Below are 14,620 nucleotides of genomic sequence, written 5' to 3'. Positions count from 1 at the left end.
AACGACGGGCACCGGAGCGGCATAGGGTCAGAAGTGGGTCAGGGTCAGGCCGAGCTTGTAGGTCGGGCCGTACTCTTCGTACTGGGCGTTGTAGGCGTGGCGGCCGCTGTAGACGTAGTAGGTCTCGTCCGTCAGGTTCAGCGCCTCGAAGGTCAACTGCAGGCTCGGCGTGATGAAGTAGCCGGCCTTGAAATCGACGAACAGCTGATCGTCGACGTACAGGTCGTGCGCCTCGTCGTCGATACCGGCTACCTCGTAGAGGTAGTCCGACTTGTAGTTGGCAGCCAGGCGCAGGTTGAGCCGGTCGTTCTCCCAGCCGAGCATCAGGTTGCCGACCGTGTCGGAGTGGTTCGGCAGGTCGATGCTGCGCTGCATGCCCTGCCCCTCGATGTCCGCATCGGACTGGCTGAAGGTGGCGTTGGCGCCCAGCAGCAGGCCATTCCACGGCGCCGGCAACCAGTCGAGCTTCTGCGAGTAGGCTAGCTCCAGGCCGTAGAGCTTCGCGCTGCTGCCATTCTGGAAGCTCAGCGCTTCGTCGAACGCGGCCCATTGGCCGGTGCCGGCCAGATCGGTGTTGTAGATGAAGTTGTCGATGTCCTTGTAGAACAGATAGGCAGACACCACGCCGGCGCGGCCCATGTAGTGCTCGATGCCGAGGTCATAGTTGATCGACTCCAGCGGCTTGAGATCGGGGTTGCCGAACTCGGCGTCGTTGCCGTCGATGACGAAACCCGGCGCCAGCTGGCCGAAGGTCGGGCGCACCACGCTGTTGGTCCAGGCGGCGCGGATCATGGTGTCGTCGGTCAGCTGGTAGCGCAGGTGCAGGCCGGGCAACCAGTGGTGGTAGTCATTGCTGCTGGAGATGGACTCGAACTGGCCGTCGCGCAGGCCGGTGCCCTTGGCGCTGAAGCGCGTGCCTTCGTAGCGCAGGCCAGCGATGACGCGCCAGCGGTCGATGTCCACGGTGTTCATCAGGTAGGCGGCATTGATGTCCTCGTGCATGTCGAAGTCATTGATGCGCGACTCCTCCTCATCGTAGAACTCGCTGGCATCGAGACCGCCAATCGCGCCCTTGATGGCCGAGGCGCTGATGCCTGGGCCGAAGCGGCCGAGCGCGTAGTCGACGTTGCCGCCCTGGAAATCGGCCAGGGTCAGGTCGTCGAAATCGTCGTACTTCCAGACTTCGTTATCGTTGTCCTTGTGCCGGCGGCTGAGCTTGCCGCCGAACTTGGCCTGGGCGGCGTAACCCTGGATGTCGTATTCACGCGCCAGGTCCAGGCGAATGTTCTTCTCGCGGTCGAGGGTGTCGCTTTTCTCCCACTCCACTTCATCCAGCTCGAAGGACGCCGGGTCGTAGAAGGACGAATCGATCATCAGGCGCGGCTTGCGGCTGCTGGAGAAACCGGCATCGGCGAAATCGCCCTCGAAGGTCGCGCTGGCGATACCGCCCGGATTGCGCTCGCGCGACTGGCTGTAACCGGCCTGCCCGCTCAGGGTCCACAGGCCCATCATGCGTTCACCGCCGAACACATAGGACTGCACGGTCTGGGTGTCCTCGCGGGACTTCAGCTCGCGCCAGCCCTCGGCGTCACCGGTCTCGCCCGGCAGCTGCGAATCCTCGAAGGCGACACCGGCGGCGTTACGCGTTTCGGTGTCCTTGAAGCGGCTGTACAGCGTGCGCAGGTAGTAGCTGCTGACATCGTCCGGCTTGTAGTCGAAATTCAGCCCGAAGCCGGTGCGCTCGCGGGTGATCTCGTAGTCGCGCTGCTCGAGTTCCTCCAGCCGCGCCCCGTCGTCGGCAAAGTCCCACTTGCCGCCGGTCTCGACGTTGTCCGAGCCGAAGTCGCGCTCCTGCCAGCTGACGGCCGCGGCGACACCGAAATTGTCGACGCCATCGCCGAGGCTGAAGCGGTCGCTGATGGCGCCGGAGAATTTCGGGCTGGTCTTGTCGACGTTGTCGTCATAGCTGCCCTCGCCGCTGAGGCTGTAGAACAACCCGTCATGGTCGAAGGCCGAGAGGCTCTGTACCTCGATGGTGCCGCCCAGGGAGTTGGCATCCATGTCCGGCGTCAGCGTCTTGACCACCGACAGCGACTGCACCAGCTCCGATGGCAGCACGTCGAGCGCCACGGCACGGCGATCGCTCTCCGGCGATGGGACCAGGGTGCCGTTGATGGTGACGCTGTTCAGGTCAGGCGCGATGCCGCGCACGCTGACGAAACGCCCTTCACCCTGGTCGCGCTCGACCGAGATGCCCGGAATGCGCTGCAGCGCCTCGGCGGCGTTGTCGTCCGGCAGCTGGCCAATGCCATCGGCGTGAACCACGCTTTCGACGCTGTCGGAATTGCGCTGGTCCTTCAGTGCCTCGTCGATGCTGACCGCCTGGCCGATGACTTCGACGTGCTCCATGACAAGCGGCTCCTCGGCCCAGGCTGAACCGGCGCTGACGGCCAGGGCCAGCAGGCTGATGCGGAATCCTGCATGGCGGATGCCGCTGCGGTATGTGCTCATGAACAATCCCCCGAACGGTGTTTACCGGGTCCATCCCGGAACTGCAGCGGACGGTAGGTGGGGGATATGGCGGTTCTGTGACAGGAAATTGGGGGAGGGTTTGGAAAGGTGGGTTTTGGGGGATTTTGGGGGTGGGGTTGAGCTGATATGACCTGTTTTTAGCGGTATGGATACGAGTTGCCTATCTCAGACACGCTGGGATCAAGTTGTGGGGACCAACCCACTTTTTCGGGAGGTCCGATCCTTCTGTTTCGCGCTGCTGCGCGAGTTCCTTTTGGCAGTCGCCCGGATGGCCGGCCCCGCCAAAAGGAACCAAAAAGTCTTGCCCCTGCCATCCGGGTCTCGCTGCGCTCGACTTCCCTCACTCCATCGCCGCTCCGGGGGTCGCCGCGCAAGGGCCATGGATGGCCCTTGTACGGCGACCCTCGGAGCGGCGGCGTAGAGAACGAACCCCGGCGCAGCCGGGGCCGGATGCAGGGGCAAGCGTTTTTGCCTACTTTTTCCGCGACTGGAAAAAGTAGGTCGCCCAGCAGGGCGAAACCCAGCTATCAAGCAACTCCCTAATTCGTCTGACGCCCCAAAAGATTAAAAACCCCCTGAGCCAATTCAACCCCCACCCCATTCATCCAACCGTCACATCCATCTGTTTCCGTGCCCTCACGCACTGGCGCCATCCCTCGCCACGGAGACCCGATGAAATCCCTTCTCAAACTCCACACCCTCACCCTCCTCGGCCTCGCCCTGGCCGCCAACGTCGGTCTGCAGCTGCTGCTCGCCGTCGGCACGGTCAAATCCTGGGGCGAGATCGACTGGATGGACGTCGTCGGCGAAGGCGGTTGCGCAGCCCTCGCCCTCGCCTGGCTGGTCATGCTGCTGCACAGCCGCCCGGCCGGCCGGGTGACGCGGCTGCTGGCGCTGGGTCTGGCCTGTATCTGTTTTTCCTGGTGGATGGACCTGCTCGATGAGTTCATCCAGATCCCCGCCAACATCGCCTGGGACAACTGGCTGGAAACCGCGCCCATGCCGGCGGGCCTGTTGCTGCTGACCTTCGGCATCTACCACCTGAACCAGGAACAGCGCGCCATCAACGCGCAGATGCACAAACGCGAGCGGCTCTTCCGCGAGCATCGGCTGTTCGACAACCTGACCCCGCTCGGCACCGCCGAATACCTGCGGCGGCAGCTGGATCAGGCCCTGCGCCAGGCCGCCGACGAGCAAAGGCCGCTGTCGCTGCTGGCGGTGGACCTCGACGAGTTCAGTCGGGTCAACCAGCGCTACGGCCAGGCCGAGGGTGATCTGGTGTTGCAGGCCGTGGCCCAGTTGCTGGTGCTCAACCTGCGCCATCAGGATTTGCTCTGCCGTCTGGCTGGCGATCGCTTCGTCGTGCTGCTGCCCGATACTGCCGAACAACAGGCGCGACAACTCGCCGAGGAGTTGCAGACCGCCGTCGCCAGCCTCGCGCACAAGACCCGCCAGCATGGCGAGCGCCTGCATCTGCGCGCCAGCACCGCGGTGGTGATGGCCTTCGACGACGATGCCGAGCAGTTGCTCAAACGCCTCAACCTCGGTTTGGCCAAGGCCAAGCAGTCACTGCCACACTGCGCCTGAGGCGATCATGGAAAGCCCGTTACGCTGGTACGAATGGGACACCCGCTTCATCGCCGCCCACCACCAGCCGGCGGTGTTGCTCGACCTGGCGCTGTCGCGCGGTATCGACAGCCATGCGCTGCTGCGTGGCAGCGGGCTGTTCTACGAGGACGTCGCCAGCGGCCGTGCCCGCGTCAGCCCGCAGCAACTGCTGACGCTCATCGGCAACACCGAGCGCTTGTTGGGTGCTGCGGACAGCAGCTTTCTGTTCGGCCAGCGCTTGCTGCCCGGGCACTACGGCGATGTCAGCCTTGCCTTGGCCAACGCCGGCAACCTCGAACAGGCGCTGGAGCGGCTTTGCCAGTTCCGCGCTCTGCTCTGCCCGCTGCTGGCGCCAAGGCTGCTGCTGGATGAACAGCAGCTGCACATCTACTGGCTGGACAACGGCAGCGCCGGCCGCCACCAACGGTTTCTCATCGAGGCGCACCTGACCGCCATCGTCGCGCTGTGCAAGCGCGGCAGCGGCCTGCGCCTGCCCTGGCGCTTTCAGTTTGCCTATCCGCAGCCGCGCCATGTCGAGCAGTACTGGGTGCACCTGGGCGACGCGCTGCAGTTCGACCGCCACCTGACCCTGCTCAGCCTGCCTCGCGAGTACCTGCATCAGCCCTGGCCGGATGCTTCGGCCACGGTAGGCCAGGTCGCGCAACAGGCCAGCCAGCAGCAGATCGATACGCTGGAAGGCCCCTGCGCCTTTCTCGATGCGTTCTACCAATACCTGCATGACAACATCCGCGAGCCGCTGAACCTGGAGCGCGTCGCGCTGGCGTTCGCCATGAGTCCGGCGACGCTCAAGCGCAAGCTGGCCAAGCACGGCACGCACTTCCAGGAACAGCTCGATCTGGTGCGCACGCACGTTGCGCTCTACCTCTATCAGGCCCGCGGCCTAGGCAACGAGGCCGTGGCGCGGCACCTCGGCTTCAACGACACCACCAACTTCCGCCGTGCTTTCAAGCGCTGGACCGGCGTGGTGCCCAGCGGGCTGCAGCCGCTGTTCGACGCCCCCTGACGGCGTGCTAAGGTGCCGCCCGCACTACCTTCGAGGCGAGCGGGCATGGATATCAAGCAGCTGAAGTTTCTCGTGGCGCTGGATGAAACGCGTCATTTCGGTCAGGCGGCGGCACGCTGCCATGTCACCCAGCCGACGCTGTCGATGCGCCTGCGCGGCCTCGAAGACGAGCTCGGCCTGCAACTGGTGATCCGCAGCCAGCGTTTCGAAGGCTTCACCGCCGAGGGTGAGCGCATCCTGGCCTGGGCGCGCAGCCTGCTCGCCGCACAGGACGGCCTGCTGGCCGAAGCCGCCTCCTGCCGTGGTCAGCTGGTCGGCACCTTGCGCCTGGGCGTGGTGCCGCTGGCCGGTTTCGACCCGATGCAACTGGTGCAGGCCTTCGGCGAGCGCCACCCGAACCTGCGCTTCGAGTTGTTCGCGTTGAGCAGCGATCAGATTCTCGAACGGCTCAATCGCAATCTGCTGGACCTGGGCCTGTCCTATCTGGAACGGCTGGATGACGCGCACTTCACCAGCCTGCCGCTCGGCGAAACTCGCATGGGGCTGTTGCATGACGAGCGCCATTTTCGCTTCGACGCGCCATCGCTGCGCTGGGATGCCCTGGCCGATCTTCCGCTCGGTCTTTTGACCGGCGGCATGCACTTTCGCCAGTCCATCGACCATGCGCTGCGTAGCCGTGGCCTGAGCCTGGCGCCGCGGCTGCAGACGGATGCCGTGCACCATCTGCTGCAGGCCGTAGGGGCCGGACTGTGTTGCGCCATCATGCCGCTGGATAGCGGCCTCGAAGCACTGGATAGCCGGCTGACCCTGACGCCCATCGACGATGCCAGTACCCTCGCACCGCTGGGGCTGATCCTGCGTCGCGGCTCGCCACGCTCCGCGCTGGGCGAGGCCTGCTTCAACGAGGCACGCGAGCTGTTGCAGCGGCAAAGACCTGTCATCCCCTGACGGACGATCGATACGCTCGATCACCCTATCGAACATAGCGATTGGACGATCCATCCCAGCGCTCCTAGGCTCCCTGCGTCGACCTGTCGCAGGCCATCGCCATGCAATACGCCACCCTCAATACCCCAAGCGCCAACGCTCCGGATCTCGGCGCGGCGCTCTTGGCTGACGAATGTGCCCTGGCCATCAGCTACAACGGCCTCAATCAGGCCGTGATGATGGTGACACCGCTGGATCTGGAAGACTTCGTTATCGGCTTCAGCCTGAGCGCCGGCTTGATCGAGCGCATCGATGATCTACGCGATCTGCGCTTGCGGGGCGATGGCAGCGCGCAGCATGCCGAAGTGCAGGTAAGCCCCCGGGCGTTCTGGCACATCAAGCAGCAACGGCGGCAATTGGCCGGCCACAGCGGTTGTGGCCTGTGCGGTGTGCAGGCGCTGGAGCAGGCATTGCCGCAGCTCGTACCACTTTCGCCAATCGATCTGCCACCCGAAGGGCATTTCCACGATCTGCGCCAGCGCATCGCCAACGCCCAGCTGCTGGCCCGCGACAGCGGTGCGCTGCACGCGGCGTTGTATGTCGACGGCAACGGAGAGATCGCCCTGTGCCGCGAGGACATCGGCCGGCACAACGCCCTGGACAAGCTGATCGGCGCGCTGATGCTGCAGCGCCGTAACCCGAGCGAAGGTTTCGTCGTAATCACCAGCCGCTGCAGCCTGGAGCTGATCCACAAGGCCGTGCGCGCCGGCATCGGCACGCTGGTCAGCCTGTCCGCGCCGACCCACCTGACCGTCGAGTGGGCGCGTCGGCATCACCTCAACCTCATTCACCTGCCCCACCACAGCGCGCCGCGGGTCTACAGCCCGGCGCCCGCACTGCCCGAACAGAACGGATGCCACCCATGAGCCGCACGTCCCGCTTCCATCCCGCCACCCGTTTCCAGCCCTACGCCGGCCCGGCAGGCGGCTGGGGCGCGCTGCGCAGCGTGGCCAGCGCCTGGCTCGGCAGTGGCAACGCGCTGAAGAACATCCGCGCCATGCTGCGCACCAACCAGAACGGCGGCTTCGATTGCCCCGGCTGTGCCTGGGGTGACTCGCCGGAAGCCGGTGCGGTGAAGTTCTGCGAGAACGGCGCCAAGGCAGTGAACTGGGAAGCCACGCGCCGCCGCGTGGATGCCACCTTCTTCGCCCGCCACAGCGTCAGCCAGTTACGCCAGCAGAGCGATTACTGGCTCGAATACCAGGGCCGCCTGAGTGAACCGGTCCGTTACGACGCCGCCAGCGACCGCTATCAGCCGATCAGCTGGGACGATGCCTTTGCGCTGATCGCACGACACTTGAACGGCCTGGACAGCCCGCACCAGGCAGCTTTCTACACGTCCGGCCGGGCCAGCAACGAAGCGGCCTATCTCTACCAGCTGTTCGGTCGCAGCTTCGGCACCAACAACTTTCCCGACTGCTCGAACATGTGCCACGAGGCCAGCGGCGTCGCCCTGAGCGAATCCATCGGCGTCGGCAAGGGCACGGTGACGCTGGAGGATTTCGCTCACGCCGATGCGATCTTCGTCCTCGGGCAGAACCCCGGCACCAACCACCCGCGCATGCTAGAACCATTGCGGCAGGCTGTGGAGCGCGGCGCTCAGGTGGTCTGCTTCAATCCATTGCGCGAGCGCGGGCTGGAACGCTTCCAGCACCCGCAGAAGCCCATCGAGATGCTCGCCAACCAGGACGCGCCGACTCACAGCGCCTACTTGCGGCCCAATCTCGGTGGCGATCTGGCGGTGCTGCGCGGCATCGCCAAGTACCTGCTGCAATGGGAGCAGGAAGCCCAGGCCAGCGGCGCGCCGGCGGTGTTCGATCACGCGTTTCTGGCTGAGCACAGCCGCGGGCTGGACGCCTATCTGGCCGAGATCGAAGCCACGCCCTGGGCGCTGATCGAGCAGCAGTCGGGGCTCGACCGCGAAAGCATTCGCCACGCCGCCGCGATCTACCGCAACGCCGACAGGGCCATCGTCTGCTGGGCGATGGGCATCACCCAGCACCGTCACTCGGTGGCGACCATCCAGGAAATCACCAACCTGCTGCTCCTACGCGGCAACATCGGCAAGCCCGGCGCTGGCGCCTGCCCGGTGCGCGGCCACAGCAACGTGCAGGGCGACCGCACCATGGGCATCAACGAGCGGCCGCCGCTTGCGCTGCTCGATGCACTGCAGCGCCAGTTCGACCTGCCGATGCCGCGCCAGCCCGGCTACAACACCGTGGAATGCATCCAGGCCATGCTGGCCGGGCAGGTCAAGGTATTCATCGGTCTGGGTGGCAACTTCGCCCTGGCGACGCCGGACACCCCGCGCACCCGCCAGGCGCTGCGCAACTGCGCGCTGACCGTACAGATCAGCACCAAGCTCAACCGCAGCCACCTGACCATGGGCCGCAACGCGCTGATCCTGCCGTGCCTCGGCCGCACCGACATCGACCGCCAGGCCTGCGGCCCGCAGGCGGTCACCGTGGAAGATTCGTTCAGCATGATCCACGCCTCGCGCGGCCAGCTCGAGCCCGCGTCCGCCGAGATGCGTTCGGAGCCGGCCATCGTCGCCGGCATCGCCGCCGCCACGCTGGGCAAACACCCGGTGGACTGGCTGTGGCTGGTGGAGGACTACAGCCGTATTCGCGAGCTGATCGCCGCCACCATTCCCGGTTTCACCGGCTTCGACTACCGCCTGCATCGCCCTGGCGGCTTCTACCTCGGCAATGCCGCTGCCCGGCGCGAATGGAACACCGCCAGCGGCCGCGCCGAGTTCAAGGCGCACCCGTTGCCGGCCGATCTGCTGCCCGAACAGGCCCGCCATGACGGCGTGGAGGCCGATCTGATCCTGCAGACGCTGCGCTCCCACGACCAGTACAACACCACGCTCTATGGTCTGGATGATCGCTATCGTGGGGTGAAAGGCATGCGCGATGTGGTGTTCGTCAATCCGGCCGACATCCAGCGGCTGGGCCTGGAAGCCGGTCAGCAGGTCGATCTGCTCTCGCTCTGGGACGACGGCATCGAGCGCCGCGTGCGCGGTTTCACCCTGCTCGCCTACGACACTCCGCCCGGCCAGGCCGCCGCCTACTACCCGGAAACCAATCCGCTGGTGCCGCTGGAGAGCTTTGGCGAGCGCAGCCACACGCCGACTTCGAAATTCATCGCGATTCGCGTGCTGCCGAACACGCAGAAGACCGAGCAGCCGCTGATCGCTAGCGGGCAATGATGCTCATTCGAAGCGGCTGGAGTCGTCGCGGTCGTACGGGTAGCGCCGGTTGAGCGGAAACGGTGGCAGCCAGGCTTCGCGGCGCACGGTCCAGCATTCGTAGGTCGGCGTCAGCTGGTCGGGCGCATCCAGGGCGCCGAGATGCACCTCGATTTCATCGGCCAGGCGGGAAAAAACCGACGAGCCACAGCGCGGGCAGAAATAGCGTCCGGCATATTCGGCGGTCTCGCCCTCGACGGTCACCGCATCCTGCGGGAACACCGCAGCGGCGTAGAACAGCGAGCCATGATGCTTGCGGCAGTCCAGACAATGACAGATGCCGACTCGATAGGGCTGCCCCGCCGTCACGATGCGCACGTCGCCGCACAGGCAGCCACCGGTTAATGAGTTCACCTTGCGTCTCCTCCGTCAGTGCCCAAAGCGCCGCTAAGGGGTAGCGGGCGCACGGTCGTGGCTCGGCCGCCCGAGAAGCGTAGTCGCCTCCGGACCACCGCACTAACGGAGACCAGCTTCAGCTTCCCTTGCGCCCCTGGCCAGCGAAACGCTGGATGTCATGGGTCGGCCCCGAGACGATCAGCAGATCGCCCGGCAGTACCTGGGTGCTGGGCGTCGCGTGCTGGAAGTCCTGGTTGGCCCGCTTCAGACCGACGACCGTCACGCCGAATTTTTCGCGCACCCCAGCCGCAGCCAGGGTGCTGTTGTGGATGCGCTCGGGCGCATGGATCTTGGCGATGGCGAAGCCGTCGTCGAACTCGATGAAATCCATCATCCGCCCGGAGATCAGATGGGCAACCCGCTCGCCCATGTCCGCCTCGGGATAGACCACATGATGCGCACCGATCCGCGTCGCGATCTGCCCATGCTCGGTGGTCAGCGCCTTGACCCAGATGTCTTTGATGCCCAGTTCGGTCAGCGCCATGATGGTCATCAGGCTCGCCGCCATGTCCGAGCCGATACCGACGATGGCATGGGGAAAATCGGCGACGCCGAGCTGCCGCAGCGCCATGACGTTGGTGGAATCGGCCTGCACCGCATGGGTCAGCAGATCGGCCCATGCATGAACGGGCTCGGCGGCCTGGTCGATGCCCATCACGTCATGGCCCAGGCGCGTCAGTGAGCGCGCCACCGAGCTGCCGAATCGCCCCAACCCGATGACCACCACACTGTCGCCTTTCGAAAAAGAGAACTGCTCAGAAAACAGCAACTTAGCCAACAATTGGGTGTTCCTCCGGATAGCGGTATGGCATGCGGTGCTCGCCCAGCGCGAGTGAAGCCGCAAGGGTGATGGTGCCGACCCGGCCGACATACATGAGCAGGGTCAGCATGAGCTGACTCGCCTCCGGCAGGTCGGCGGTGATACCGGTGGAGAGTCCAACGGTACCGAATGCAGAAATGACCTCGAAGATGACCTGGTCCGTCGGGATGTCGGTGTCTCGAAGAATGAACAGCGTACCCAGCACGACCATGGCACTCCCCAGCACCAGCACGGTGATCGCCTGGCGCTGGGCCGAACTACCGACCCGGCGGCCGAATGCTTCGGTGTCGGCCCTGCCGCGGATCTCGGCGATCACCAGCAGCGCAAGGATGGCGACGGTTCCGACCTTCACCCCACCGGCAGTACCGGCGCTGCCGCCACCGATGAACATCAGGAAATAGTGCAACGCCCAGCTTTCATGCGTCAGCGCGCCGATATCGAGCGCATTGAAACCGGCCGTACGCGCCGAGACCGAAACGAAGGCAGCCGAAAGAAGCTTGTCGGCCCAGGCCATGGGCCCGAGCGTACCCGGGTTGGACCACTCGAACAGCAGCACCGCCATGAAGCCGCCCACCAGCAGCACCGCCGTCCCGGACAGCGTCAGCTTGGTGTGCAGCGACCAGTGACGCGGGTCCGACCACCTGCGGCGCAGATCGTTGAGAACCGGAAAGCCGATGCCGCCGATGACGATGGCGCACATGATCGGCAGCAGAATGAATTCATCGGTGGCGTAGCGCACAAGGCCATCGCCATGAATGGAGAATCCCGCGTTATTGAACGCCGATACGGCATGGAACAGGCCGCTCCAGGCGGCCTCGCCCCAACCAAGCCCGTACGACAAATGCAGCCGCAGGGTCAGCAGCAGCATGACCGCCAGCTCCATCACCAGCGTGACGACCAGCACCAGTTTCGCCACGCTGCTGATGTCGCCCAGACCCAGTACATGGGACTCGGCCTGCGCGATCAGCTTGGCCCGCAAGCGGAACGAACGGTTGACCAGCAATCCCAGCAAGGTCGCCAGGGTCATCATGCCGAAGCCACCAAGCTGGAACAGCACCATGATCACCACCTGTCCGAAGGTCGACCAATAGGTGCCGGTGTCGACCACCACCAGGCCGGTCACGCAGACCGCCGAGACAGCAGTGAACAATGCAGTAACCCAGGGTACTGGCTCGCTCTGCACGTGAGCGGCCGGCAGGGACAGGAGAGCGGCACCACAGAGGATGGCGAACAGGAATACGAGCGCGACAGCCCGACCCGGATGCAACAGTGATTTCATTCGATCCACACCGACGGAACCGAGAGGTTAGAGCCATCGGAATCGGCGGCCCTGGAAAGCAGGGCGAGAGGCTAGGCGCATTGCCGCGGTTATTCAACAGCCGCCGAGAAATCACCCTGGGCCGCCCTGGCCTTAGCTGCTGAGCAGTTCCAGTACACGAGCGGCGAGGATCTCTATCGCGAACGGCTTGGTCAGTACCTGCATGCCCTCCCCAAGCGAGCTGTTGCCCAGAGCTGCGCTCTCCGCATAGCCGGTAATGAACAGCGTCTTGAGACCTGGTCGGACCTGCCTTCCAGCGTCGGCCATCTGTCGCCCGTTCATTCCGCCCGGCAACCCGACATCGGTGATCAGCAGATCGATCGCAACATCCGACTGCAGCAGCTTCAGCCCAGCGAGGCTGTCCGCCGCCTCGATCAATGTGTAGCCGAGATCGCCGAGCACATCGGTCAGCAGCAGGCGTACAGTCGGTTCGTCGTCGACGATCAGGATGGTCGCACAGGCTCCGGCCAGGGTTGCGCCGCTGCGGCCCGGGGTTGCGGCAGCGGCGCCTGCCTGACCGTGATAGCGCGGCAGGTAGATGGTCATCGAGGTGCCTTGGCCCACTTCCGAGCTGACACGTACCTGCCCCCCCGACTGTTTGGCGAAACCGTAGATCATCGAAAGCCCGAGCCCTGTGCCTTCACCGATCGGCTTGGTGGTAAAGAACGGATCGAACGCCTTGGCCATCACACCCGGCGTCATTCCCGTGCCGGTATCGCTCACCGACAGCGCGAGGTATTGCCCGGCGGGCAACTCTTGCGCCTGCGCAGCGTCCGGCCCGAGCCAGCGATTGGCCGTCTCGATGGTGATGCGTCCGCCGTCTGGCATGGCGTCACGCGAGTTGATGCAGAGATTGAGAATGGCGTTCTCCAGCTGGCTGGCATCCACCGACACGGGCCAGAGAAAGGGAGCGCTGATGGTCTCGACGAGGATGCTCGGGCCCACCGTGCGCTGGATCAGCTCGGTCATGCCATCCACCAGGACACTCACGTCAAGCGGCCGCGGATCCAGAGTCTGCCGCCGGGAGAACGCCAGCAGCCGGTGGGTCAGCGCCGCGGCACGCTTGGCCGCGCCCTGAGCCGCCAGCATGTACTTGTCGATATCGTTCAGCCGGCCCTGGGCGATCCGCATGCTCATCAGCTCCAACGCGCCGCTGATGCCGGCCAGCAGGTTGTTGAAGTCATGCGCCAGACCGCCAGTCAGCTGCCCCACCGCCTCCATCTTCTGCGACTGGCGCAGCTTTTCCTCGGCGTGGATCAACTCGGCCGTGCGTTCGGCGACGCGCTGCTCAAGGGTGTCGTTCAGCGCTCGCAGTGCTGCGGTGGCACGGTCACGCTCGGCCTCGATGGAGCGTCGGTCCTCGACATCGATGAGCACGCCCGGAAAGCTCAGCGCAGTGCCGTCCGGGCCATGATCGACACGGCCATTGGCCTCGATCCAGTAGTAACGACCATCGGCGCGACGCACTCGGTATTGGTGTGCGTAGGCCCCACCGCGGGCAATAACCTCGTCGATGGCAGCGAGCAGCCCCGCTCTGTCTTCCGGATGGACCGTCGTGATGATCTGTTCCAGGCCTAGCCCTTCGCGGCCAAGCCCTGGATCGAGACCGAAGGCGCGAGCAAAACCGTCATCGACGGTGAACTGGTCCGTCTGCAGGTCCCAGTTCCAGGTACCAATGATCGCCCCAGCCGCCAACGCCAGCTGGACGCGCTGGACGTTCTCGCGTGCCAGCGCTTCGCTGATGCGCAGACGATTCTCGGCATCCCGCCGCTCGGTCACGTCGTTGAACAGGATGGCGATCCGGCGCTCGCTGGGATCGCCGACCCGGACTGCCCGCACATCGAACCAGCGCTCGAACGCTCGCGCGTAGCTTTCGAAGTTGGCCGGCTCACCGGTCTTGGCGACATGGCCATAGGCTTCGAACCAGAACTGCTCCAGCTCCGGGGCGAATTCGGTGATCCATTTGCCGCGCAGATCGACACCTGTCTGGCGTTCGAAAGCCGGGTTGACCTCGACAAAGCGGTAGTCCACGGGTCGGTCATCGGTGTCGAATTTGACCTGAACGATGGCAAAGGCGGATTCGATGGTCTGCAAGATGGCGCTGAAACGCTCCTCGCTCTGGCGCAACGCTGCTTCGGCGGCACGTACACGGGTCAGATCGAGCATTGCGCCGATCATGCGCACCGCCTTGCCCTGCACGCTGCGAATCACGTGGCCGCGATCGAGGATTTCTGCGTAGGTCCCATCCAGGCGCTGAAAACGATACTCGTCGGTCCAGGTCGTGCCACCGCCGTCGATGACCAAGTGGATCGAATGGTAGATTCGCTCGCGATCGGCCGGGTGGATCTGCTCCAGCCACCATTGGCCGGACGTGTCGATAAATGCCAGAGGATGCCCATAGGCCTGTTCCAGCGCATCATTCCAGAGAACATGATCCGACTCGAGATCCCAATCCCAGACGGCATCACGGGTGGCCTTGGCTGCCAGGCGATAGCGCACTTCGGAGTCATGGGTGGCGCTGTCATTCAGCTTGGCGCGCAAGCGCAGCACCTCGGCTACCAGCTCCTCGCGGGTGAGATTTTCCAGAAGTGTTCCCCTCGTCGTATCCATGCTCAAGGGCGAACTGCTACCCAAAATGTCTGGCGGCAATCAAAGCAAAAAAGGCGAGATTTTGCACATCCGATA

General features: G+C 64.8%; 10 protein-coding genes. 5 read left to right on the top strand and 5 right to left on the bottom strand.

Annotated elements, in window-relative coordinates; all coding sequences use genetic code 11:
- Positions 1 to 27 precede the first annotated feature (27 nt).
- Positions 28 to 2,511 carry a TonB-dependent receptor gene (locus tag OUY36_RS10170; protein WP_267937908.1) on the bottom strand — a complete coding sequence of 828 codons (2,484 nt, stop codon included), beginning with the start codon at positions 2,509 to 2,511 and terminating at the stop codon, positions 28 to 30.
- Positions 2,512 to 3,204: 693 nt separating this feature from the next.
- On the opposite strand from OUY36_RS10170, the gene OUY36_RS10165 reads away from it, so the two are divergent.
- From OUY36_RS10165 to OUY36_RS10145, 5 genes are all read left to right on the top strand, one after another.
- Entirely contained in the window at positions 3,205 to 4,119 is a 915-nt protein-coding gene (locus tag OUY36_RS10165) for a GGDEF domain-containing protein (RefSeq protein ID WP_267937907.1), read from the top strand.
- 7 nt (positions 4,120 to 4,126) lie between these two features.
- A complete protein-coding gene (locus OUY36_RS10160) occupies positions 4,127 to 5,164 on the top strand; it encodes an AraC family transcriptional regulator (RefSeq protein ID WP_267937905.1) in 1,038 nt (345 codons plus the stop codon).
- Between the two features lie 45 nt (positions 5,165 to 5,209).
- On the top strand, positions 5,210 to 6,112 hold the full coding sequence (locus OUY36_RS10155; protein ID WP_156245950.1) for a LysR family transcriptional regulator: 903 nt from the start codon (positions 5,210 to 5,212) through the stop codon (positions 6,110 to 6,112).
- Between the two features lie 101 nt (positions 6,113 to 6,213).
- Positions 6,214 to 7,017: a formate dehydrogenase accessory sulfurtransferase FdhD gene (fdhD, locus tag OUY36_RS10150; RefSeq protein WP_156245951.1), complete on the top strand. Its 804-nt coding sequence runs from the start codon at positions 6,214 to 6,216 to the stop codon at positions 7,015 to 7,017.
- Positions 7,014 to 9,362, top strand: a complete 2,349-nt coding sequence (locus OUY36_RS10145) for an FdhF/YdeP family oxidoreductase (protein WP_267937901.1) — start codon at positions 7,014 to 7,016, stop codon at positions 9,360 to 9,362. The genes fdhD and OUY36_RS10145 overlap by 4 nt, the downstream gene beginning before the upstream one ends.
- 3 nt (positions 9,363 to 9,365) lie before the next feature.
- Here the strand turns inward: OUY36_RS10145 and OUY36_RS10140 are convergent, their stop codons facing one another.
- The 4 genes from OUY36_RS10140 to OUY36_RS10125 all read right to left on the bottom strand — a co-directional run bounded on the left by OUY36_RS10140 (position 9,366) and on the right by OUY36_RS10125 (position 14,545).
- Positions 9,366 to 9,755: a GFA family protein gene (locus OUY36_RS10140; protein ID WP_267937899.1), complete on the bottom strand. Its 390-nt coding sequence runs from the start codon at positions 9,753 to 9,755 to the stop codon at positions 9,366 to 9,368.
- A gap of 118 nt (positions 9,756 to 9,873) precedes the next feature.
- Positions 9,874 to 10,578, bottom strand: a complete 705-nt coding sequence (locus OUY36_RS10135; protein WP_063543265.1) for a potassium channel family protein — start codon at positions 10,576 to 10,578, stop codon at positions 9,874 to 9,876.
- A complete protein-coding gene (locus tag OUY36_RS10130) occupies positions 10,568 to 11,896 on the bottom strand; it encodes a TrkH family potassium uptake protein (protein ID WP_267937897.1) in 1,329 nt (442 codons plus the stop codon). Before OUY36_RS10130 ends, OUY36_RS10135 begins: the two co-directional genes overlap by 11 nt.
- Positions 11,897 to 12,028: 132 nt before the next feature.
- Positions 12,029 to 14,545, bottom strand: coding sequence for a hybrid sensor histidine kinase/response regulator (locus OUY36_RS10125; protein ID WP_267938155.1), 2,517 nt, complete (start codon positions 14,543 to 14,545; stop codon positions 12,029 to 12,031).
- Positions 14,546 to 14,620 lie beyond the last annotated feature (75 nt).

This window comes from Stutzerimonas sp. R40042, assembly GCF_026642215.1.
Taxonomy (GTDB): Bacteria; Pseudomonadota; Gammaproteobacteria; order Pseudomonadales; family Pseudomonadaceae; genus Stutzerimonas; species Stutzerimonas frequens.
The sequence above is the reverse complement of the archived record's forward strand: the minus strand, read 5'-3'. Positions and strand labels throughout refer to the sequence as shown.

Coding starts and splice junctions, on each gene's coding strand:
- OUY36_RS10170 (WP_267937908.1), bottom strand. CDS start 2,511: ATGAGCACATACCGCAGCGGCATCCGCCATGCAGGATTCCGCATCAGC.
- OUY36_RS10165 (WP_267937907.1), top strand. CDS start 3,205: ATGAAATCCCTTCTCAAACTCCACACCCTCACCCTCCTCGGCCTCGCC.
- OUY36_RS10160 (WP_267937905.1), top strand. CDS start 4,127: ATGGAAAGCCCGTTACGCTGGTACGAATGGGACACCCGCTTCATCGCC.
- OUY36_RS10155 (WP_156245950.1), top strand. CDS start 5,210: ATGGATATCAAGCAGCTGAAGTTTCTCGTGGCGCTGGATGAAACGCGT.
- fdhD (WP_156245951.1), top strand. CDS start 6,214: ATGCAATACGCCACCCTCAATACCCCAAGCGCCAACGCTCCGGATCTC.
- OUY36_RS10145 (WP_267937901.1), top strand. CDS start 7,014: ATGAGCCGCACGTCCCGCTTCCATCCCGCCACCCGTTTCCAGCCCTAC.
- OUY36_RS10130 (WP_267937897.1), bottom strand. CDS start 11,896: ATGAAATCACTGTTGCATCCGGGTCGGGCTGTCGCGCTCGTATTCCTG.
- OUY36_RS10125 (WP_267938155.1), bottom strand. CDS start 14,545: ATGGATACGACGAGGGGAACACTTCTGGAAAATCTCACCCGCGAGGAG.